The 22,325-nt window shown below is 66.4% G+C and carries 13 protein-coding genes, 1 tRNA gene and 1 pseudogene; 2 read left to right on the top strand and 13 right to left on the bottom strand.

Annotated elements, in window-relative coordinates; genetic code table 11:
* Position 1 precedes the first annotated feature (1 nt).
* The 13 genes and pseudogenes from B3K53_RS07260 to B3K53_RS07200 all read right to left on the bottom strand — a co-directional run bounded on the left by B3K53_RS07260 (position 2) and on the right by B3K53_RS07200 (position 19,172).
* Positions 2-2,671, bottom strand: coding sequence for a sensor histidine kinase (locus B3K53_RS07260; RefSeq protein WP_292083498.1), 2,670 nt, complete (start codon positions 2,669-2,671; stop codon positions 2-4).
* A complete protein-coding gene (gene kdpC, locus B3K53_RS07255) occupies positions 2,671-3,258 on the bottom strand; it encodes a potassium-transporting ATPase subunit KdpC (RefSeq protein ID WP_292083497.1) in 588 nt (195 codons plus the stop codon). Before kdpC ends, B3K53_RS07260 begins: the two co-directional genes overlap by 1 nt.
* Complete coding sequence (locus B3K53_RS07250; RefSeq protein ID WP_292083496.1) at positions 3,258-4,001, bottom strand: TorF family putative porin; 744 nt, start codon at positions 3,999-4,001, stop codon at positions 3,258-3,260. The genes kdpC and B3K53_RS07250 overlap by 1 nt, the downstream gene beginning before the upstream one ends.
* A 17-nt stretch (positions 4,002-4,018) precedes the next feature.
* Positions 4,019-6,063 (bottom strand): annotated as a pseudogene (gene kdpB / locus B3K53_RS07245) (potassium-transporting ATPase subunit KdpB).
* A 38-nt stretch (positions 6,064-6,101) separates the two neighbouring features.
* Entirely contained in the window at positions 6,102-7,814 is a 1,713-nt protein-coding gene (gene kdpA, locus B3K53_RS07240; RefSeq protein WP_292083493.1) for a potassium-transporting ATPase subunit KdpA, read from the bottom strand.
* Between the two features lie 16 nt (positions 7,815-7,830).
* Positions 7,831-7,917: a potassium-transporting ATPase subunit F gene (locus B3K53_RS07235; protein WP_349680926.1), complete on the bottom strand. Its 87-nt coding sequence runs from the start codon at positions 7,915-7,917 to the stop codon at positions 7,831-7,833.
* A 409-nt stretch (positions 7,918-8,326) separates the two neighbouring features.
* Positions 8,327-9,637 (bottom strand): McrC family protein, encoded by a 1,311-nt coding sequence (locus tag B3K53_RS07230; RefSeq protein ID WP_292083491.1) that lies wholly within the window; start codon positions 9,635-9,637, stop codon positions 8,327-8,329.
* Positions 9,634-11,793, bottom strand: coding sequence for an AAA family ATPase (locus B3K53_RS07225; RefSeq protein ID WP_292083490.1), 2,160 nt, complete (start codon positions 11,791-11,793; stop codon positions 9,634-9,636). The genes B3K53_RS07230 and B3K53_RS07225 overlap by 4 nt, the downstream gene beginning before the upstream one ends.
* A gap of 17 nt (positions 11,794-11,810) precedes the next feature.
* Positions 11,811-13,127 carry a restriction endonuclease subunit S gene (locus tag B3K53_RS07220; protein WP_292083489.1) on the bottom strand — a complete coding sequence of 439 codons (1,317 nt, stop codon included), beginning with the start codon at positions 13,125-13,127 and terminating at the stop codon, positions 11,811-11,813.
* Positions 13,124-14,590, bottom strand: a complete 1,467-nt coding sequence (locus B3K53_RS07215) for an N-6 DNA methylase (RefSeq protein WP_414632904.1) — start codon at positions 14,588-14,590, stop codon at positions 13,124-13,126. The genes B3K53_RS07220 and B3K53_RS07215 overlap by 4 nt, the downstream gene beginning before the upstream one ends.
* Before the next feature lie 31 nt (positions 14,591-14,621).
* On the bottom strand, positions 14,622-18,011 hold the full coding sequence (hsdR, locus tag B3K53_RS07210) for a type I restriction-modification system endonuclease (RefSeq protein WP_292083487.1): 3,390 nt from the start codon (positions 18,009-18,011) through the stop codon (positions 14,622-14,624).
* 152 nt (positions 18,012-18,163) lie between these two features.
* Positions 18,164-18,940, bottom strand: a complete 777-nt coding sequence (locus B3K53_RS07205) for a hypothetical protein (protein ID WP_292083486.1) — start codon at positions 18,938-18,940, stop codon at positions 18,164-18,166.
* Positions 18,941-19,095: 155 nt separating this feature from the next.
* Positions 19,096-19,172, bottom strand: a tRNA-Arg gene (locus tag B3K53_RS07200).
* 263 nt (positions 19,173-19,435) lie between these two features.
* On the opposite strand from B3K53_RS07200, the gene B3K53_RS07195 reads away from it, so the two are divergent.
* Together B3K53_RS07195 and B3K53_RS07190 are read left to right on the top strand one after the other, a co-directional pair.
* Complete coding sequence (locus B3K53_RS07195) at positions 19,436-21,934, top strand: helicase-related protein (protein ID WP_292083485.1); 2,499 nt, start codon at positions 19,436-19,438, stop codon at positions 21,932-21,934.
* The gene (locus B3K53_RS07190; protein ID WP_292083484.1) at positions 21,931-22,218 is read left to right on the top strand and encodes an RNA-binding S4 domain-containing protein; all 288 of its coding nucleotides are present in this window, start codon (positions 21,931-21,933) and stop codon (positions 22,216-22,218) included. The genes B3K53_RS07195 and B3K53_RS07190 overlap by 4 nt, the downstream gene beginning before the upstream one ends.
* The last annotated feature ends 107 nt before the right edge of the window (positions 22,219-22,325 follow it).

The raw sequence follows: 22,325 nt of genomic DNA, 5'->3' as shown, positions 1-22,325 counted from the left end.
CCTAAAGCAGGCTGGGATGGGTGACGACGGCCTTGGGCAGGCTGATCAGGATGCGGGTGCCTTTTCCGTCCTGAATCGGGCTGGCGGCGGCGATGCGGCCGTTCATGGCCTCGACGAAGCCCTTGGCGATGGCCAGGCCCAGCCCGGCCCCCTTGGTGCGATCCGAGGGCTCCTCCATGCGGCGGAACTTGTCGAAAACCCGTTCCAGCTCGGCGGTCGGGATGCCCTTGCCCTCGTCCTCGATGGAGATGACCACCGAACCCCGGTCCTCATAGGCGGCCAGTTCGACGGTCGAGCCGTCGGGGCTGTAGGCCATAGCGTTTTCCAGGATGTTGACCAGGGCCTGTTCCAGCAGGCCCTGATCGACCATGACCAGACTGAGCTGGGCCGGGAAGTCGCGCGTCATCCTGCGCTGGCCGAGACGCCGCGCCACGCGCTTGCCCGCTGCGTTCAGGACGTCGCGCACATCGACCCAGTCTGCGCGGATGTTCAGCCCGCCGCCCTCCAGCCGGGTCATGTCCAAGAGGTCGCCGACATAGCGGCTGAGCCGCTCGGCCTCCTCGCGGATCGACAGCAGCAGGTCGGCGCGGACCTCGGGCTTCAGCTTGTCGCCGAGATCAATCAGCGTGGTCGAGGCCCCCAGGACCGTGGACAGGGGCGTACGCAGATCATGGCTGACCGAGTTCATCAGCGCGCCCCTGAACCGATCCGTGCGGCGCAGGGTCTCGGTCTCGACCGCCTGCCCGGCCAGATCGGCGCGCTCGACCGCGACCGCGCCCTGATCCAGCAGGGCCAGGGCCAGTTTTTCCTCGTCCGAGCCGGGCGACAGGGCCGCCGCCTCGATCCCGGCCACGCCCGCGCGGTCGCGCACGCCTTGCAGGGGGCGGAAGGTCCAGCGCGCCTGCGGCAGGGTGCCGGTGCCGTGTCCGGCGGGCTCGCCCTTCTCCCAGGCCCAGCGGGCGGCGGCCATGGCCTCGGCGCCCAGTTCCGGCTTGCCCGGCGCCCCGGCGATCAGGGTCAGCTCGTCCTCGACCGGCAGCAGGACCACGGCCCCCGCCCCCGCCGCGGCCGCCGTCTGCTCGGCCAGGATGCGCGCGGCGGCGGTGCGGTCGCCCACGCCGGTCAGGCGCTGGCTGGCGGCCAGAAGGGCCGAGACCGCCGAGGCCCGGCGCTGCGCCGCCCGCGCCTGCTCGCGCACCCGGCCGGCCAGGAAGCCCGTGGTCAGGGCCACGGCCCAGAAGACGATCAGGGTCAGGAAATCGGTCGGCGAACCGATGGCGAAACTATATTTCGGCTGAAGGAACAGGAAGTTGTAGGTCAGGAAGGCGACCGTCGCCGCCGCCAGGGCCGGGCGCAGGCCGTACAGCACCCCCGCCGCCAGCACCGCCGACAGATAGATGACGCCCAGATCGACCCGCTCGAACGTCCGATCCAGTAGCAGGGCCAGGCCGGTGGCGGCGATCACGAAGGCCGCGCCCACGGCATAGCCGCGCCAGCCGCCGGGCAGGGACAGGCGCGGCTCGCGCAGCGTCTTCTCCTCCAGATCGGCCCCGTCGGTGATGACGTGGACCGCCACGCCGCGCGCCTGACGCAGCAGTTCCGCCGCCAGTGAACGGCCCAGCCATTCCGACAGGCGGCTGTCGCGGCCCTTGGCCAGAACGATCTGGGTGACGTTATTCTGATGGGCGTGATCCATGACCGCGCGCACCACGTCGTCGCCGGACAGGACCACGGTGCGCCCGCCGAGCTGCTCCGCCAGCTTCAGCGCGTCCGACAACTTGCCCGCCGAGCCGACGCCGTGCCGCGCGCCCGAGGGGCGGTCGACGTGGGCCACGGTCCAGGGCGCGTCCATCATCATGTCCGACAGCCGCCGCCCGGCGCGGACCAGAGGCCCGGCCATGGCGTCGCCCGCGATCAGCACCAGAATCCGCTCGCCCGCCGCCCAGGGCCCCGGCACCCCCTGCTCGCGCAGTCGGGCCACCAGCTGATCATCCACCGTCTGGGCCGCGCGGCGCAGGGCCAGCTCGCGCAGGGCCGTCAGGTTCTCGACCTTGAAGAAGTTGTCCGAGGCCAGCCGCGCCGTCTCGGGCACATAGACCTTGCCCTCGGCCAGACGCTTGCGCAGCTCCTCGGGGGTGATGTCCAACACCTCGATGTCGTCGGCGCGCGACAGGGCGCTGTCGGGCACGCTCTCGCGCTGGCGCACCCCGGTGATGCGCAGCACCACGTCCGACAGGCTTTCCAGGTGCTGGACGTTCAGCGTGGTCCAGACGTCGATCCCGGCGTCCAGGATCTCCTCCACGTCCTGCCAGCGCTTGGGATGGCGCGAGCCGGGGGCGTTGGAGTGGGCGTATTCGTCGACCAGCAGCAGGCCGGGACGGCGCGCCACGGCGCCGTCCAGGTCGAACTCCAGCAGGGTCCGTTCGCGATAGGCGATGGGATTGCGGGCCATGACCTCCAACCCGCGCAGCAGGCTCATGGTCTCCTTGCGGCCGTGGGTCTCGACCACGCCGACGACCACGTCGTCGCCCTCGGCCTTGCGCCGACGCGCGGCGCGCAGCATCTCATAGGTCTTGCCGACGCCGGGCGACATGCCCAGAAAAACCTTCAGCCGCCCACGCTTGCGCGGGGCGGCCGGGGTCTTGCCCGTCGGGATGACAGGCGGCGCCATCAGCCCTCCGCAGCGGGACGAGGGAAGCGCGCGTCCAGCGCCATATTGGTCAGCAGCACATTGACGCGCGGCTGGCCCAGAACGCCGAACGTGCGGCCTTCGACATGCTGTCCGATCACCTCGCGCACCTGCGCCTCCGCTACCCCGCGCGCGCTGGCGATGCGGGCGATTTGCAGCTCAGCGTAGGCTGGAGAGATATGCGGGTCGAGGCCCGAGGCCGAGGTGGTCACAGCGTCGGCGGGGATAACCGCTGCACCCGTTTCGGCGCGCAAGGCATCGGCGTCCGTCTTGACCCGGGCGATCAGGTCCGGGTTCAGCGGGCCGAGGTTGGAGCCGGACGAGGCCGCGGCGTCATAGCCCTCACCCGCCGCCGAAGGGCGCGGATGCAGATAGACCGGCTCCGCAAAGGTCTGGCCGACCAGGGCCGAGCCCACCACCTGACCCGCCTTGTCGCGGACCAGGCTGCCGTCGGCCTGATCGTGGAAGACCGTCTGGGCCACGCCCGTCACCGCGAACGGATAGGCGACGCCCAGAACGCCGGTGAACAGGGCGATCATCACGACCGCCGGACGGATGTGGTTCAGCATCAGAAGGTCGCCTTCACGCTGGCTGCGACGCGACCGTCATAGGCGGCGCCGAAGTCGTGTTCGTCGGTGTCGAAATAGCGGACGTCCAGCGCCAGATGGTCGGTCAGCTGATAGGCAGCGCCCAGGTTCCAGGTGGTGTAGTCAAAGTCCGACGACACCCACTGACGGCCCACCGCCACCGAGAGGGTCCACCTGTCCGCCGGGCTGATCGCGCCGTTGATCTCGGCATAGGTCGCCTCATCCTCGGCCGCGCCGAAGAAGTCGGGAGACCAGTAAATCGCCGCCCCCAGGGTGGCCGGGCCGACAGCGCGCGAGGTCACGGCCTTCAGCTCGACATAGTCGTAATCGGCCCCGTCCGGCTGACCGGCGTAGAAATAGCTGACCACGCCGAAGTCCCAGTTGAAGCCGGCGAACTCGGGCCGAACCCCGGCGTAGAGGTCGATCTCGGCGTCGGTGTCGGCGTCCCCGGCGAAGGAGACGTTGCCGGCCCAGGCGCCGGCGTAGAACAGGCCCTGGGTCACATCGACGCCGGCTGAAATCGCCGGATCGCCTTCGGTCTGGCTGACGCCGCGGAAGACGTAGTCGGAAGCCACGGCGGCGTTGAAGGCGACGTCGGGACCGGCTTTTTCCTCGGCCTTGGCCGGGCTGCTGCACAGCCCTAGGGCGATGATGGCGACCAGACAGGCGCCGCCGAACAGGGCGTCGTTCGCGCCCGAGGCTTTGGTGGTGTTGCGTTTACGCATGATGGCTTCCTTGCGTCTCAGGCCAGGCCGAGAGCGGAGATGACGATGTCGATCAGTTTGATGCCGATGAAGGGCGCGATCAGACCGCCCAGGCCGTAGATCAGCAGGTTGCGGCCCAGCAGCTTGCCCGCCCCCACGGCGCGGTACTTCACGCCGCGCAACGCCAGGGGAATCAGGGCGATGATGACCAGGGCGTTGAAGATGACCGCCGACAGGATGGCGCTTTCCGGGCTGGACAGCTTCATCACGTTCAGCGCCGCCAGAGACGGCAGACCGACCACGAACATCGCCGGGATGATGGCGAAATACTTGGCCACGTCGTTGGCGATCGAGAAGGTGGTCAGGGCGCCGCGTGTGATCAGCAGCTGCTTGCCGACCTCGACGATCTCGATGACCTTGGTCGGATCGCTGTCCAGATCGACCATGTTGCCGGCCTCGCGGGCGGCCTGGGCGCCGGTCTGCATGGCCACGCCGACGTCGGCCTGTGCGAGGGCCGGCGCGTCGTTGGCCCCGTCGCCGCACATGGCGACCAGACGGCCCTTGGCCTGTTCCGCCTTGATCAGACGCATCTTGTCCTCGGGCGTGGCCTCGGCCAGGAAGTCGTCAACCCCGGCCTCGGACGCGATGGCCGCCGCCGTCACCGGGTTGTCGCCGGTAATCATGACGGTCCTCAGGCCCATGCGGCGCAGGTCGGCGAAGCGGGCCTTCACCCCCGGCTTGACCACGTCCTTCAGGTGGATGACGCCGACCAGGACATCGTTCTCGACCACCGCCAGAGGCGTGCCGCCCGAGCGGGCGATGCGGTCCACGGCGGCGCGGAACTCGGCGGGCGCGGTGCCTTCGTCCACGCCGAGGGATTTCAGCACGGCGTCGACCGCCCCCTTGCGCCACGACTGGCCGTCGGCTTCGAGGCCCGACTGACGGGTCACGGCGCTGAACGGAATGGTCCTGGCGCCGACAGGCAGGTCGCCCGTCACCCCGGCGTTGCGGCCCAGCTCGACGATGGAGCGGCCTTCCGGCGTCTCATCGGCCAGCGAGGCCATGACCGCCGCCCGCATCGCCGCCTCGGGACGCACGCCCGGCACGGTGATGACTTCGGTGGCCATGCGGTTGCCGAAGGTGATGGTGCCGGTCTTGTCGAGCAGCAGGGTGTCGACGTCGCCTGCCGCCTCCACCGCACGGCCCGAGGTGGCCAGTACGTTCACCTTCAGCAACCGGTCCATGCCGGCGATGCCGACCGCGGACAGCAGCCCCCCGATCGTCGTCGGGATCAGGGTGATAAACAAGGCGCCCAGAACGATGGGATCCAGCTTGATCCCGGAATAGGCGCCGAGGCCCAGCAGGCTGGCGACCGCGATCAGGAAGACCAGGGTCAGACCGGCCAGTAGAACCGACAGGGCCAGTTCATTCGGCGTCTTCCTGCGGTCCGCGCCCTCAACCATGGCGATCATGCGGTCGAGGAAGGTGGCGCCGGGGGCCGAGGTGATACGCACCTTGATCCAGTCGGAGACAACGGTCGTACCGCCGGTGACGGCGGAACGGTCGCCGCCGCTTTCACGGATGACGGGCGCGCTTTCGCCGGTGATGGCGGCCTCGTTGACCGAGGCGACGCCTTCGATAATCTCACCGTCCGACGGGATGACGTCGCCGGCCTCGACCAGAACGATGGAGCCGATCTCCAGCTCCCCCGCCGGGGTCGGGACGACCGTTCCGGTTTTCGGGTCGACGATCAGCTTGGCCTTGGTGGTGACGCGGGTGGCGCGAAGGCTGTCAGCCGCCGCCTTGCCGCGCCCTTCGGCGATGCTTTCGGCGACGTTAGCGAACAGGACCGTGGCCCACAGCCACAGGGCCAGTTGGATGGCGAAGCCCGCCGCCTGACCGCTGGCCACCGCCACGACCGCCGAAGCGGTCGCCAGCAGGGCGACGATCCAGGTGGCGAAGATCACCGGATTCCTGAGAAGCTTGGTCGGGTTCAGCTTGGCGACGGCGTCGCCGAGCGCCCGGCCGAGCATGGCCCCGGACAGCCCGCCCGCGATGGGCGACGACCGAGGGCTCGACGGATCGAGCGTGACTTGAGTCATGACATTCATCCGATGAGGATCAGAACCGGGCCACGACCTGGAGCATATCGAAATGCTCCACGATCGGACCCAGCGAGAGTGCGGGGAAGAACTGCAGGCCGCCGAGGATCAGGATCACCCCGATCAGCAGGCCGATAAACAGCGGGCCATGGGTCGGCAGGGTCCCGGTCGAGGGCGCCAGCCGGGGCTTGGCGACCAGAGCCCCTGCGACGGCCAGAACCGCGACAGCGGGCACGAACCGGCACAGCAGCATGGCCAGACCCAGGGTGGTGTTCCACCAGGGGGCGTTGGCGGTCAGGCCGGCAAAGGCCGAGCCGTTGTTCCCCGTCGCCGAGGTATAGGCGTAGAGGACCTCGGACAGGCCGTGCGGCCCCTTGTTCAGCAGTCCGGCGAGGGCTTCGGGCAGGACGGCGGCGATGGCCGAGAAGCCCAGCACCGACAGAGGCACGACCAGGACCGCCAGCATGGCGAACTGGATCTCGCGCGCCTCGATCTTCTTGCCCAGGTATTCGGGCGTGCGGCCGACCATCAGGCCCGCCACAAAGACCGACAGCATGGCCATCAGCACCATGACCGCGACGCCCGAGCCGATCCCGCCGGGCAGGATCTCGCCCAGCTGCATCAGGAACATGGTCACAGCCCCGCCCAGCGGCATATAGCTGGCGTGCATGGAGTTGACCGAGCCGTTCGAGGCGCCCGTCGTCTGGGCCGCCCAGGCGACTGAAGACGGCACGCCGAAGCGGACCTCCTTGCCCTCCATATTGCCGACCGATGTATCGACGCCGGCGGCGATCGCAGCCGGAGCCGGCTGGCTTTCGATAACGTAGAGGGCCGAACCGGCCGCGCCCAGCAGGATGACCGCCGCCACGACCAGGGCGCGCACGTCCTTCTTGGCCAGAACGCTGCGGCCAAAGGCGAAGAAGGCCGCCCAGCCCAGGACGTTGATGCTGATCGCCGTGATCAGATTGGTCAGGGGCGTCGGGTTTTCCAGCGGGTGGGCCGAGTTGACGTTGAACACGCCGCCGCCGTTGATGCCCAGTTGCTTGATGGCCAGCTGGCTGGCGGTCGGGAACAGGCTGATGGTCTGTTGGCCGCCTTCCAGCGTCGTCGCCTGGGCCGAGGCCGCCAGCGACTGAACCACGCCGAGCCCTGCCAGAACCACGGCCACGATGAAGGCGATGGGCAGCAGGACATAGAGGCTGGTGCGCGTCAGATCGGCCCAGAAGTTGCCGACGCCCTCGCCGCGACTGGCGACGAACGCCCGCGCCAGCGCCACCGCGATCGTCGCCCCGGTGGCCGCCGAGACGAAGTTCTGCACCGTCAGGCCGACCATCTGGGTGAAGGTCGACATCGTCGTCTCCCCGCCATAGCTCTGCCAGTTGGTGTTGGTGACGAAGCTGACGGCGGTGTTGAAGGCCAGGTGCGGGCTGACGCCGTCAAACCCCTGAGGATTCATCGGCAGGACGCCCTGCAGACGCAGCAGGCCATACAGCAGCAGGAAGCCCGCCAGGTTGAAGGCCAGCAGGGCGCCGGCGTAACCCAGCCAACCCTGGCTGCGGCTCGGGTCGACCCCGGCGGCGCGATAAAACAGGCCCTCGACCGGCTTCAGCACCGGGTCCAGCCAGGTGCGCTCGCCGTTCCAGACACGCGACATATAGACCCCGATCGGCCAGCCGAGCACGACGGCCAGACCGAGGGTCAGGGCGATTTCCGCCCATCCTTGGATATTCATGAGAAGGCGGCTCCGCTCAGAACCGCTCGGGGCGCAGCAGGGCCGCGACCATGTAGCCGGCGATAACGAGGGCGCCGGCGCCCCACAGGAGGTTCAGCAACATCGTCACAACCTCTTCAACGCAACGGCGAGGGCTGCGAAAGCCAGGAAGGCCCCGCAGCCGATCGCCAGAAAGATCACATCGGCCATGCCGACACCTCCAGCTCGACTGAGAGCCGGACAAGACGCCCTGGAGGCATAAGGGAGCCATGCGGAACCCGGCGCTCCGCATAAGGCGCGCGTAAAGACCTTATGCGTTCGGCGCGCGGCGACGGGTCACCCGGCGGGCAAGCTCCCCAAATCGGGGAAAGCTATCGAAATTATATGAGGCAACTTCAACGACGCGTCGCACAGCTAGAAGCATGTCGGGATCACTTAACGGCGGCTCACCAAAATTCGACAGCCATTGGTTTTGAGAAAACCGACCACTTAGCGAGACCATCTAAGAGTGGCTCAAACCGGTGCCAAACCACCTAAGACTGGCTCAACCTAATGGGCTCGTCGCTCTCCCAGCCAGCCAGGCCGACAAGGTCATCGTGACAGTCTCCAGCGAGGCCGATAGTGGCCGCTCGCAAGCGCCTCATGGTACCCGTAATGCGGTGAGAGGCGAAGGTGCCAGCCTCCGATCCGACATCGCTGTGGTGAGGATAGAGCAAGAGCAAATCCGCGCTGTTGTATAGCTGTCCGTAGGCGATCATCTGATAGATGTCGCTCTGGCTGACTCCCCTCTTGGGATCGTCCAGTTGGCGATTGATACGCTTCCACTTGGTGTCAATGATCAGCTCGACCGCGCCCCTTCGCTTCAGAAGGATGTCCGGCTTGGTCATGAAACGGCCGACACCGGTTTCAGCCTCCTCGAGGCAGTACAATCGACCACCCTGGGGGTGCACCGTGAAGTCTGTGCCGGCAAGAGCGCGTCTCAGTTGGCGCGCGACGTAGGCTTCGAACAGGCGGCTCATGTCGAAGGTCAGGGAGAAGCCATGCGCAGCGCCGCTCGATGTCGTCTGAAACCGGTCGCCCAACAACAGGCGCGCCAGTTCGACGAGTTCGCGCCAGCGGTTATTGGTACGGTCCAGGATCAGGCTGTCCCAGGCCACGGCGCTCGGAGGCACGCTGTGGATGTCGGCATAGAAGAAGGCCAGCTCCCGCAGCCGACGCTGATTCTCGGTCGACACCGAGACCCGGATCAGCCGATCAACCGTCATCTTCATGATCTGGTTAAGCAGAATATCGGGCGACTGATCATCGAAGCGACAGGCGAGCCGGTCGGCCCTCGCGATCAATGTCGTGAACTGACGCGTGACATCCAGGCGTCCGCGCATGGCTGTCAGGTCGTCTTCGTGCGTCAGATAGCGCCGCGGCATGCCCTTGCGGGCCTCGTCCGCGAGTTTGCGTGCGAACAATCCGATCAGGATTTCGAGCAAAGTGTCTTTCTGCCAGCCCAGATCCGTCATCGGCCCGACAGCGATATCAATCTCCAGCGCCACGGCCAGCATGTGAACCAAGCGTTTGCGGATCTGGCCGTGCGTCGCCTCTCCGTCAGCATCTGGTATGTCGATCTTCGGCAGGATTTCCAAGGTCACGCCGTCGGCGACCAGAACGCCAACGACCTGGCGCGCGGTGATGGCGTGGCGGCCGTGCGTCAGGATGCGACCGCCGTCGCGACCGCCCAGCGGCGAGGCGCAGGCCACGGCCATCAGGCGGTCGGCTGCATCTTCGGGAATCGCATCCTCGCCCTTGCCGTAGGGCAGTGAACGCCATTCAAGAACGGTGCGGCGGATCACTGGAAGTCGGCGTAGGCATCGGGCGCGAAGTCCTTCCGCACTGTCCAACGCCAGCGTGTGTCACCGCCGTCCGCATCGAGACCGGCCGGCGGCTTCAGCACGGTCCGGTCCAGGAACCGGCCCGGTTTGCCGAGGTCCGCGTCGCCCAGCACGAGGGCGACCTTGCTCCAGTCCTCATAGAAGTACTCCGCGAGCAGCGGGATCACCTTCCGGCGCATCACGGCGTCTAGTTCACCGCGCGAAGCGCACTTGATGAAGTAGGCGTGGCCGATCTGATGCTCGCGGTCGAACAGGTATTCGATCCGCTCGTTCAGAATCTGCAGCAGCTTGCCGATGTCGACGCCGCAGTGCGCGCTGGCGATCTTTAGCTCAGGCAGGTCCGGATCCGGCATCAGTTCGCGGAACTCGAAACGGCGTCGCAACGCCGTGTCCAGCAGGGCGATCGACCGATCAGCCGTGTTCATGGTGCCGATGACGTGCAGGTTGGACGGCACGCCGAATGCTTCCTTTGAATAGGGCAGCCGCACCTTCAGGCCGCCGCCGTCGGGCGTGGTCCGCTTGTCCGGCTCCAGCAAGGTGATCAGTTCGCCGAACACCTTGGAGATATTGGCGCGATTGATCTCGTCGATGATCAGGACGAAGGGCTCGGGCGGACCGCCGGGTTCCTGGCTGGTGATGTAGCGCTGCAGGGCGCTCATGTTCAGATCGGACGGGGTCAGCATATAGAGGGTGCGCATGCTGAAACGCTTGGCGTAGATCTCTTCGACCGGCACGCCGCTACGGTCGCTCCAGAGCCAGTTGACGGCTCGCCGGTGGAAATAGCCGCCATCGTCGCGCGGGGCGTATTCATAGGGGCCGGTGACTTCGCCGATAGCGCGGAAGCTGCCGTTGCCCTTGGAAACGATCAGGATGTCGCCCGGCCCTATCCAGTTGCGGAACATGTCGGGACACTGCACCCGCGCGCTCTGTGGCGTGGGCGGATCAGCTTCCAGCTCTTCGTCCTTCCAGGCCTGGATCATGGCCTCACGCCTGGCGAACCGCTCGTCACTCCAGTCGATCTCGCCAAAGCCGAGCAGAGCATAGCCGTTCTGAAGCGACTCCTCGAACAGATAGGCGTCTTCGGGGTTGGCAGCCTCGCCGATGGACATCTTGAACACCTGACGCCCGGTCAGATCGAAGCTCTTGCCGGTCGAGCCCTTGCTGGCGGCGGCTCGGGTGGCGACGCGGTGGAAGACGCCGGGGCTGACCTCCAGGCGGAAGCCCGACTTGTCCTCATCGCCCTCGCCGTCCTTGCCCGACACCGGCGGGCGAAGGCCTTCGACAAAGTCTTCATAGCTGTAGGACTGGTGGAAGGTGACAAACTCGACCTGACGCGCCTCGACCAGACGTCGGTACTCGGCGTCGACGGCGGCACGGTCGTCCAGATCGACGCCCGGCGAGCACAGCTTCACCGCCTCTTGCGCCGTTGCAAAGGTCTTCCCCGTTCCGGGCGGGCCGTAGAGGATCAGATTGGTGGGCGCCGCGGCTTGGAGCATGGGTTTGGTCAATCGTCTTGCTGGGGGCGTCGGCGCGATGACTGAGGGGACGAGGCGGAACTCAAACGTCGTGGTCGAGCTGTTCTCGGGCCCGCTGACGACCGGTTCGCCGACGCCGGCCAGACTGCGGAACAGACGACCCCGCAAGGCCTGACACACATTGGCGTGGGCGTTGCTCAGGCCCAGAGCATTGTGCAGATCGCCGGCGCGGAGGGAGACCGTCGCCTTGCCTCCCGCACGAGCGGGTTCGACGAAATGCTCCAGCGCAAATCGGCGGATGCGGCCGGCGTCGCTCTCGGCCGTACCGGCTCCCGATCGATAGTCGCGATAGTGTTTCAGGAAGGTCGGCAGATTAGCCAGACGGTTTCCAGGGTTCACCGACTGGGGAAACAACAGGCGATAGTCAGTCCCGCCGGCCTTGTAGTCTGTCATCAAGCCGCGCACCGCCTCGATGGCCGAGGCCAGACCGTCGGCATCGAACGCCGCGTCCAGGTCGGCGAAGGGAAGCCCCAGCCCCGCCAGGTGCTTTTCGATGGTCCTGAGATAGCCGATCCGCGTCTCCACGCCAGTCGGCGCGTTCCCACGCCCCAGCAGCATCTCTCTGAATCCCGCGTCGTCCATACTCCCCCCTTGCGCCTTCAGGACGCCAGTTTCGGTCGTCGCCCGCGTTTGGGCTTCGGCTCGGCGGCGCGGCGGGCGCGGATGCGCTCCAGCAGGACCGAGGCCGGTTCGTCGTTCGGATCCTGCGGAACCAGTTCGCCCCGGAAGGCCCTGGCCAGGATCGCCGTCTCCAGACGATCGATCAGAGCGAGGGCCTTCCGGGCTTCGGCCTCGACGCGGTCGGCGCGGGCGAAGGCGGACTTGATGTAAGCGACAGTCGCCTGCTGCGCAGACACGGGCGGGACCGGCAATTCAATCGCCTTCACGATGCCGAGGTTCAAATTCGGTTGGACTCCGCCGGCCGCTGCCCTGCGGGTTTCTTCGTATCGGCCGAGTAGGAAGAGCTCGATCCAATCAGGTTCTACGCGATCACGATCGAAAGCATGCAGCACTGCCAACGCCTGATTGGTCGCGGCTGCAATCGCGAGGGTCGCTACCATCCCCCTGGTCTTTCCCTCACCATAGAGGGCGATGAGGATGGAGCCTGACGGGAACACCTTGCAATTGGTTTCCTTCAGTGCAGCGTCAGTGATGTGCTCGGAAGCCTGTGAGACCACGCCGTCGTTTACAGCGCCGCTTGTGACCCAAGGCACGGAGCCGCCGCTATAGTAGCGGCTCTCGCTTCGCCTGGGCGTCGAACCAGTTCCCACGCGACAAAGCTCGTCGAGCCGAGCACGTGGTGAGCTGCGAAACTGCTGAAACGCTGCCCCTAGGATCGCTAAGCGCTCTTTCGCGACAAGTTTTTGGGCTCTGGACAGCTCGAGCTTCGCGCGGGCGAGGCGAGCGGTCAGGGCGTCCAGCTTGGCGACGATGCGGCGCTGTTCAGCGCGAGGCGCAACGCCCAGATTATAGTTTTCCAGCCAAGCTCTAGGCACACGGCGCTGCCCAACAGCACCAGTCATCACCTTCGCAGCTTCCTCTCGAAATTTCGTCTGCCGCAGAAATCGCCAAAGGTAAGCAGGTTCGATTGCGCCCTGAGACCGAAACACAAAGAACTCGGTCGAGCCGCAGGCCAGACCATTGGTGAGCCCGGACGCGATGGCGGATTTCCCATTTTCCATACACGGCGTGATTTTTGCGAAGATCACATCTCCGTCCGAAAAATGCGTATAATCCTTCCACACCTCATCCAGCGGCCTATCGATTGGATCGGTTATGCGACCCGTGACTTCATCCACGACGGGCATCGGCACAAACGAAACCGACACGGTCCTATCGATGTCCGCTGCATGCTTCGGATTGACCTCGACCAACTCACCCAGTGTCGTCTCCGCCCAGCCCTGCGGCAGGGTCACGCCTCGACCTCCTCAAGCGCCGCCAACGGCGCCTCGCGCTCCAGCTCCTCGACTAGCCCCCGCACCTCTTCCAGCGCGAACACCAGGTGCGTCTCGATGGCGGCGGCGATGTCGTCGGGGTCGGTCAGGCCGTCGTCGGGGTCGGCGCTCTCGGCCTTCAGCCAGGTGATGTCCAGGTTGTCGTTGCGGGCAGCAAGGTCTTCGCGCGTGAACCGACGGAAGCGGCCGGTCTCGCCCTGATCCGTGCGGGCGCTGCGCCCCAAGGGATCGTCGCCGAAGGCCTGAACGAAGTCGGCGAAGTCCTTGTCCCCGATCGGATTGGTCTTGCCATAGGCCGGAGCGCCGGTGCGCAGGTCGTAGATCCAGACGGCCTGGGTCGCGGCCTCGGTCGGGGCCTCTTCCTGGGACCGGGTGAAGAACAGGACGTTGGTCTTGACCCCTTGCGCATAGAAGATGCCGGTCGGCAGGCGCAGGATGGTGTGCAGGTCGCAGCGCTCCATCAACATCTGCCGCAGCAGCCGCCCGCGCCCGTCGTCGAACAGCACATTGTCCGGCACGATCACCGCCGCGCGTCCGCCGAGGGCCAAGGCGCGGATCACATGCTCCACGAACGGCAACTGATAGGAGGACACCCGGTCGGTGACGGTCAGGTCGTCGCGCGTCGGCGGACTGCCCGCAGGCCCAAACGGCGGATTAGTCAGGATGAGATTGGCGTTCTTGAACGCCGCCTGCTGCCCTGTCGGCGACAAGGTATCGTTCAGATCCAGGTAGTCCGGGTCGATACGGTGCAGATGAAGATTCATCAGCAAGAGACGGAAAGTGTCCGAGACGTTCTCCAGCCCTCTAATGGCCTGCTTGAGCTGGAACGTGATTTTGCGCGGGCTGTCGAGAAGGTCGTGATAGTCGTCGGTCTGATCGCGCATGTACTGATCGGCGGCAATCAGGAAGCCGCCGGTGCCGGCGGCCGGATCCTGAATGATCTCACCGGCCCGGGGCTTCATCAGGCCAACGATCATGTTTATCAAGACGCGCGGGGTGAAATACTGGCCGGCCCCGCGCTTAGTCTCCTCCGCCATCTTTTGTAGGAGGCCTTCATAGGCGTCTCCGAATGCGTCCCGCTCGGCTGTGAACCAGTGCAGGTCGTCGATGGCGGCAATCAGCTTCCTAAGGTTGGCAGGCGTGCGGATGACGGTAGAGGCATTGTTAAAAATGGCCACGATGGATCGGTCAGCGATCTTGGTCCCGTCACCCAAGTCGATCAGCAGTTGCTTATAGCGCGTGAGCACTTCGGTCTCGCCGGCCGTTCTGATCGCCTCCCAGCGGTAGCTTTCGGGAATCCGGCTCTCATCCTTTTGCTCGGAGCACATCTTCAGGAACAGCAGGTAGGTCAATTCGGTGACGTACTGCATGTAGGTGACGCCGTCCTTTCGCAGGACGGCGCACTCGCGCCACAGACGGTTCACGAGGTCGGAAGAGGGATTCACAAGCGTACTCCTAGGCGGCGTGGCCGCTATCCCAGATGGCGGCGTTCAGGTCCATCAGCACCTGCGCCAACTGGTGATCGAACTCGCGATCGACGGTGTCAAAGCCGCCGTTCTGGGCGAACAGGGGTTCGTCCAGCAGGGTTGGATCGCTGACCGGCTGAGCCTTCAACGCCTTGCCGATGCGGGTCAGCCACCTGCGCTGCCCCGCGGTCCAGACGCGTCCGGCCAGCAGACGCTCCACGCCGGAATCCACGCGCGCCTCATACGGGACCAGCGGATCGCCGATCGCCGCCTGGCGCACGAAGCCGATGATGTGGGCGGCGATGTCGGCGTTTCGGACGCGGCCATAGGCCCGACGCAGCTTGGCCTCCGAGAAGCCCTGCTCGTCCAACGCCAGCGCCAGGCTCTTCAACTCCGCCCGGGTCAGATCGCGTGGCTTCTGCGTCGCGGCGATCAGGGCTGGGACGGCGTTCATATTGGCCTTCACGAAGGCCTCGAAGCTCTCGATGTAGTCTTCGGGCGAGGCCTTGGCGCCGAAGTCGTCCTCGACCGAGATCAGCTCGTCGTCGTGCTCCGAAATATAGATGCCATCGCGCTTGCCATTGGCCGGCGAGGCGTCCAGCACCCTGGCCAGCGAGGGGTGGGCGACGAACAGGGCCGCGGTGTCGGCCGGAGAAGCATCCTTCAACCGATCCGGCAGGGCGCCGAGGTCGCCCAGCGTCGCCTCCAGAGCCTCTCGCTCCCGATCATCCAGCCGCTTCAGCCGACCGCGCAGCTTGACCACGATCTGATCGCGCACGATGACGCGATCGCCCTCTGTCGGCGCGCGCTCCAGGTCGGTCACAAGCTGGGCGAAGGTCAGCCCCGGATCGACCACCACGGGCCTCATATCCGAGACCTCCTGCAGGTTGGCGTACAGATCGACGGCGTCGAAGATGCGGAAGTAGGTCTTGCCGATCTCGTCACAGCGTCGCGTCGCCCGACCGATCATCTGGTCGTACAGGATGCGGCTGTTCACCCGGCGCACGAAGACCAGGTTGGTGATCGCCGGCACGTCGATGCCCGTGGTCAACAAGTCAACCGTCACGACATACTTGGGCCGGGGGTCGTTCTTGAACGCCTTGATGCGATCCAGCGGCTTGTCGACCGAGCCGGTGATCTTGTCGACCAAATCGTCCGGCTGGGGGCCGTACTCCTCGATCAGGGCCGCCTTCAGCGCCTTGACCAAGATGTCGGCGTGGTCGTCGCGCGTGGCGAACACCAGGGTCTTGCCCGGCTGATCCGGCGGGCATTCGCGCACGACGGCCTCGGCCACAGCCCGGTTGAAAGCCTCAGTGTGGACCTTCCGGTTGAACTGGGCGACCTCGAAATCGACCTGATCCTCCAGATCCGCCAGATCGACCTGCCCCGTACGTGGATCGACGATCGAAACCGTTTCGCCCTTGTCGAACGAGATGCCGGTCTGGCTGAGCGCGGTCGTGATGCGACGCGGCGGGCGATGATCGATCAGCCAGCCGTCAATGACGGCCCGGCGATAGCCATAGCGGTAGATGGGCGCGCCGAAAATCTCGCTGGTGTGCAGAGCGGGGGTCGCGGTCAGGGCGATCGTCGTCGCGTCGAAATAATCGAGCACGCGCCGATAGGCGGAGAGATAGTCGTCCAGACTCCGGAAGCCGAGGTCGTCCTCGCGAAGCTCTGCGTCCAGCGTATAGCCGCGGTGCGCCTCGTCCACGATGATCAGGTCATAGGTCCCGGGCGTCGGTCGCTCGGAAAGGGTCTCGCTGGCCAGACGGCGGATCATGGCCTGCACGCTGGCCACCTGCACCCGGTCCGTGGCCTCCGGGAATTTGCGCGCCATATCGGCGACTGGGAAGACCTGGTCGAACTTGAGGAAGCCCGCCGTATCGGTCGTACTCATGGCGTCCAGAGTCTGACGCCCGAGGGCGTTGCGGTCGACCAGGAACAGGATCCGGCGAAAACGCTTGGTGCGCAACAACTCGTACATGAGCGCGATCGCCAATCGCGTCTTGCCCGTGCCGGTCGCCATGGCCAGCAGCATCGCGCGCCGATCGTCCGAAAGTGCGCCCTGAACCGCCTCGATCGCATCCTTCTGATAGGGGCGCAGGCCCGTCACGCCGATTTCACGTTCGGCAAGATCGGCGTGACCGGCACCAACCGTCTGTTCAAGCCGCTCTTTCAGATCGCGCGGCGAGAACCATTCGGCCAAGGCGCGCGGTGCCTCGCGGCGGCGCGCATCCCAGAACCAGATGCCCGACTTGGTGTCGAGCTGCTTCACATAAGGGCGACCGTTGGTGGCGAAGGCGAATGGGGCAATCAGCTTCTCGTCGCCATCCCACCAGGGGCCTTCCAGCAGGATCTGATCAACGTCCAGCCGGATGTCACGGGCGTAGCGTTTGGCCTGAGCGAGCCTGCCCGGCACATCCCTGACGCTGCGCTTGGCTTCGACGACGGCAACGCATTTTTCGTCGATGAACAGGGCGTAGTCGACCGGTCCGCTTCGGGTCGGCCACTCTGCGATGGCCCGGTTGCGTCCAATCTCGGGCCGCGTCCCGCGCGCATGACGCAACAGGGTGCTGTCGACCTCCCAGCCCGCCGCACGAAGCTGATCGTCGATGAGAACACGCGTCGATCTTTCGTCGAGTTCGATCGTTGCCGCAGCCTGCAACGCTAGGCCCGCAAGTATGTCCAGCTGGTGCGCGGGCTCGGTGACCGCCTCGGCCTGAAGAGCGGCGAGCTTGGCTTCCGCCGCCTTGGCTCCGGCCTCGACCTCGCGCGCGTACTGCTCCCAGAAGGCGCTCTCTTCCGCCCTGACGGCGGCATCCTGCTCGATCTTCCGACGTTCCGCCTCAGCCTCTTCCGCCGCGAGACGCGCCTTGGCGACTTCGTCTGAGCTGGCGGCCACCTTGTCCGCGAGTTGCTTGAGCTGATGCTTAAGGTCCTCTGTCAGGTCCTCCGGCGGGCGCGGGGGAACGAAAGGTCCCGGACGGAATCCCAGCTCGCCGCCATAGACCTGATGAAACCAGATCGCGACGGCCCGCATCATCTTCAGCGCCTGAAGCGCCTGATCCGCCGCTCCGGTGTTCTCGTGCGCCGCCGCGTTACCCACGCGCTTGACGTGGTATAGGACCTCAGAAGCGGCATTGGGCAAGACGCCCTTCAGTTTTAGCTCCGTCAGTGTCTCATCGAATGACGCCCGGCTCTTCGCCAGGAGCCCATGACGAGCAGCAATCTCCTTGCTGAGCATCTCGGCCAGTTGGCGTAGACGGATCAGAGCACCGGGCGGATCGTCATGAAAATAGCGCTCAGCCAAAGCCGCAATCTGCGCCAAACGCAGATCGTGTCGCTCCAAGAACCCAAAGTTGAGTGATCCAGCCCCCATAACGCCCAACTGTGCGTCAAATCCGATGAACGATGCAACGCTAGGAACGAGGAGCAAGCGCTACCATTTGATACAACCACTTCCGAGATTGCCGCTTAGACGAAAACTCCCACTGCAAACCGTCCACCACGAAGCCCTACCTTGTAGGTGCCTCAAGCGCGGTAGGCGGCCCCCTGCGTCACTCGACGCACGACGGCATCAAACAGAGCCATCAGTCCGGACCGGACCGAACGGCCGTGATCCGGGACTGCCTTTCGAGTCTCTCGCGCCACAAGGATTACTTCCGCCTCATTGAGGGCGTCGAGAATCCGGTTCAGGCGATCTATAAAGTCCAGCGTCGCCAAAATCCCAAGGGTCATGCCGCAGGCCAACGCGGCTCCCATAAGGACTACCCAATCGACCCAAACTGCGGCCTCCCCGCCCAGGCCCCTGGCTACGGTAGCGACCGCAGCTCCCGCGCCGGCAAACAGGGTATGCATAAATTTGCGCCGCTCGAACCGGCTAATCTCGGCCGTCGCCCCACGCCTAGCCGTGTCGATGGACGAGCGATCCAGTCGATCAGCGAGGAACCGCGCGAACTTTAAAGCCTCTCCACGACGGCGGTCGGCCATAATAGCCTGCGGATCTTTGCCGCGGACACGAATGGCAGCCAGAGCCAGCAGCGGAGCGAAGAAGCCGACGAAAGACAGAAGGAGACCTGCAAATCCGAGCCATTTTACAACCTCGCCAAGCAGAGCGATCACGCTATCCGGCCCGTCCCGATGGAAAATGACCATCGCGAGAGCAACCAGAAAGCTCATAAAGGCTGCGGCCAGCCCCCACCGCAGGAGACCCCACGACACGTTGCTGCCTAACAGCTTCGGCGTACGTACGCGGGCTTCGCGCGATAAGCGCTCGAGGGTTTCAAGCGGTACTTTGGAACGGGGCAAGACGGCATCTCCACTGCCTCCCCTTTTGACCTTTAAAGCTTAACGGTGAGCCACCACGCGAGATCAGGCCGGTTCCAGGCGCGTGCCGTGCGGCCGCGAGCGACCTGCGCAGGTCTTAGCTTGTTTTGAGCAGGTTTTAGCTTGTCTCGACAATCTGGCGACCCCGGAGGGACTCCAACCCCCGACCTCGGCTTTAGGAAAGCCTTGCTCTATGCAGCTGAGCTACGGGGCCACGTGGGCCGTCCCTAGCGGCTCGCGAGGTCGAGGGAAAGATGTCTGGCCCGACTTATCCACCCGGCAAGAAAATCCTAGCGATTAATCCTCGTTAAGCTACAATATCTTGTAGGGAACAAAGCCTGAATCGGGCCGTGTCGCTGATTCGGTCATGATTCGTTTCGCGCCCGTTCCAGGCGCCGGCAAGCATCTGTTCATTATTGCCCTCGATCTGCGGTTTCGCTTGAGAAACCCAGGGCGCTTCTCCACCTTGAACGCGACATGAGTGATCGTTCCGCAGGTCTGGCCCCATCGCGCGTTACGGCGATCCTGGGCCCCACCAACACTGGCAAGACCCACCTGGCGGTCGAGCGGATGCTGGGTCACGCCTCGGGCATAATCGGCCTGCCGCTGCGCCTGCTGGCGCGCGAGATCTATGAGCGGATCGTCAGGCAGCGCGGGACCGCCGCCGTCGCCCTGATCACCGGCGAGGAGAAGATCGTCCCGCCGCGCCCGGCCTATTTCGTTTGCACCGTCGAGGCCATGCCGCTGGAGCGCCAGGTCGAGTTCCTGGCCGTCGATGAAATCCAGCTGGTCGTCGACCCCGAGCGCGGCCACGTCTTCACCCAGCGCCTGCTGCACGCGCGCGGCCGCTTCGAGACCATGTTCCTGGGGGCCGGGACCATGGCTCCGCTGATCCGCGCCTTGGTCCCAGACGCCGAGATCGTCACGCGCGAGCGCCTGTCCACCCTGTCCTACGCCGGGTCGAAGAAGCTGACCCGCCTGCCCCGGCGCAGCGCCGTCGTCGCCTTCTCGACCGAGCAGGTCTACGCCATCGCCGAATTGCTGCGTCGCCAGAGAGGCGGGGCCGCCGTGGTCATGGGTTCGCTGTCGCCCCGTACCCGCAACGCCCAGGTCGAGCTGTTCCAGTCGGGCGAGGTGGACTTCCTGGTGGCCACCGACGCCATCGGCATGGGGCTGAACATGGACGTGGACCATGTCGCCTTCGCGGGGCTTCGCAAGTTCGACGGTCGGCGCACCCGCTGGCTGCACGCCGCCGAGATCGGCCAGATCGCCGGGCGCGCCGGCCGCCACCTGCGCGACGGCACCTTTGGCGTCACGGGCGAGGCCGAGGAGTTGGACGAGGACATCCTCGAACAGGTGGTCAGCCACCGCTTCGATCCGATCGAGGCCGCCGAGTGGCGCCACGGGCGGCTGGACTTCGACACCCTGCCCGACCTGCTGCGCTCCTTGACCATCAGCCCCGAACGGTTCGGCCTGCGGCTGACGGCCCAGGCCCTGGACGAGACCCTGCTGCGGCGCTTCGCGGCCGACGACGACATCAAGAAGATCGCCCGCTCGCGGGGCGCCCTGATGCGGCTGTGGGAGACCTGCCAGCTGCCGGACTTCCAGAAGACGACGCTGGACGAGCATGCCCGCCTGTCCAAGGAGATCTTCACCGCCCTGACCAGTCGTCGCGGCCGCCTGACCGAGGACTGGGTGGCCCCGCGCTTCAATGATCTGGACCGCGACGACGGCCAGATCGACCAGTTGTCAGCGCGCCTCGCCGGGGTGCGGACCCTGGCCTATATCGCCAACCGCCCCGACTGGATGGATCAGGCGCAAGGCTGGCGCGACAGGACCAAGGCGCTGGAGGAGCGCCTGTCCGACGTCCTGCACGAACGGCTGACGGCCCGCTTCGTCGACCGGCGCACCACCGCCCTGATGCGGGCGCTGAACGTGCGTTCCGACACCGTCGCGGGCGTGGGCGACGACGGAGAGGTCACGGTCGAGGGCGAGGTGGTCGGCCATCTGGAGGGGGTCCACTTCACCCCCGACGCCGGCGGCTCGGCCCTGGCCGACCGGGCGCTGCGGCAGGCCGCGACCCGCGCCGTAGGCCCCGAGATCGCGCGGCGTCTGGGCAGACTGGCGGCGGAAGCAGACGAAGGCTTCAGCGTCATTCCCAATCCGCGTTCGGGGGGCGGCGACGTCCTGTGGAAGGGCGCCCTGACGGCCCGCATCGTCAACGACGATCCCTTCGCCCCGCGCGTCCGGCTGCTGGGCGACCTCGGACCCGTCCCGGCGCGCGAGCGGGCCCAGCGCCGCATCGAGGCCTGGCTGGCGTCGGAGGCCGGCCGCGCCCTTCGCGAGCTGCGCCGCCTGCGTCAGGCGGTCGACAGCGGCGCCCTGACCGGCCTGCCCCGTGGCCTGGCCTTCCGCCTGATCGAGGCGGGCGGCGTCATCCCCCGCGCCGACGTCGAGCGCGATCTGGCGGCGCTGAGTCAGCACGAACGGCGCACGGTGAAGACCTTCGCCATCCGCATCGGCGCCCACTCCGTCTGGCTGCCCGGCGCACTGAAGCCCCGCGCCCGGCTTCTGGCGCAGGCCTTTGTGACCGAGCCCTTCCGTCCCGGCGGGGAGGCTCTCCTGCCCTTGCCCGCGCCTGCGCCATCGCCGCGCGCGCTGTCCGCCTTCGGTCGCCGCGCGGTCGGATCATGGACCGCTCCGGTCGAGGCCCTGGAACGCTTCGCCGAGTTGTCGCGCGCGGCGGGCAAGGCTCCGCTGGCCGACGAAGCCCTGACCGAACTGGGCTGGACCGCCGAACAGGCGAAACAGATTCAGGCGGCCCTGCGCCTGACCCGCGCCGACAAGGCCCCGCGCCCGGGCAAGCCCGCCCCGCCTCCCAAGGACTCGCCCTTCGCGGCCCTCGCCCAGTTGACCCGGCCGCCCGCGCCCCCGCGCCGCAAGCGCCGCCCGAGGCGCAAGGCCGCCGGCGCGTGAAGGCGGAAAGCTGCCGCATCGACCTCTGGCTGTGGCGGGCGCGGTTCGCCAGGACCCACGGTCTGGCGGCCGACATGGTCGAGCGCGGCGCCGTTCGCCTGACCCATCACGGGGTCCAGACCCGCCTCGACAAACCCAGTCGCAGCGTCCACCCCGGCGACGACATCCTGTTCGCCCAGGGCGGGCGGCTGATCGCCGTGCGCGTGTTGCAATTGGGCGAAAGGCGCGGCCCTCCCGAGGAAGCCCGCGCCCTTTATGCGGCGCTCGACGCGCCGGAAACCTAACCTCTTTCCTCCCCATGAAATGGGGAGGTGGATCGACGCCGAAGGCGACGAGACGGAGGGGGCGTCTCGACGGCTGAAGTTTGCGTCGCCCCCTCCACCACTCCGTG

The organism is Brevundimonas sp. UBA7506 (genome assembly GCF_002479495.1).
Lineage (GTDB): Bacteria > Pseudomonadota > Alphaproteobacteria > Caulobacterales > Caulobacteraceae > Brevundimonas.
The sequence above is the reverse complement of the archived record's forward strand: the minus strand, read 5'-3'. Positions and strand labels throughout refer to the sequence as shown.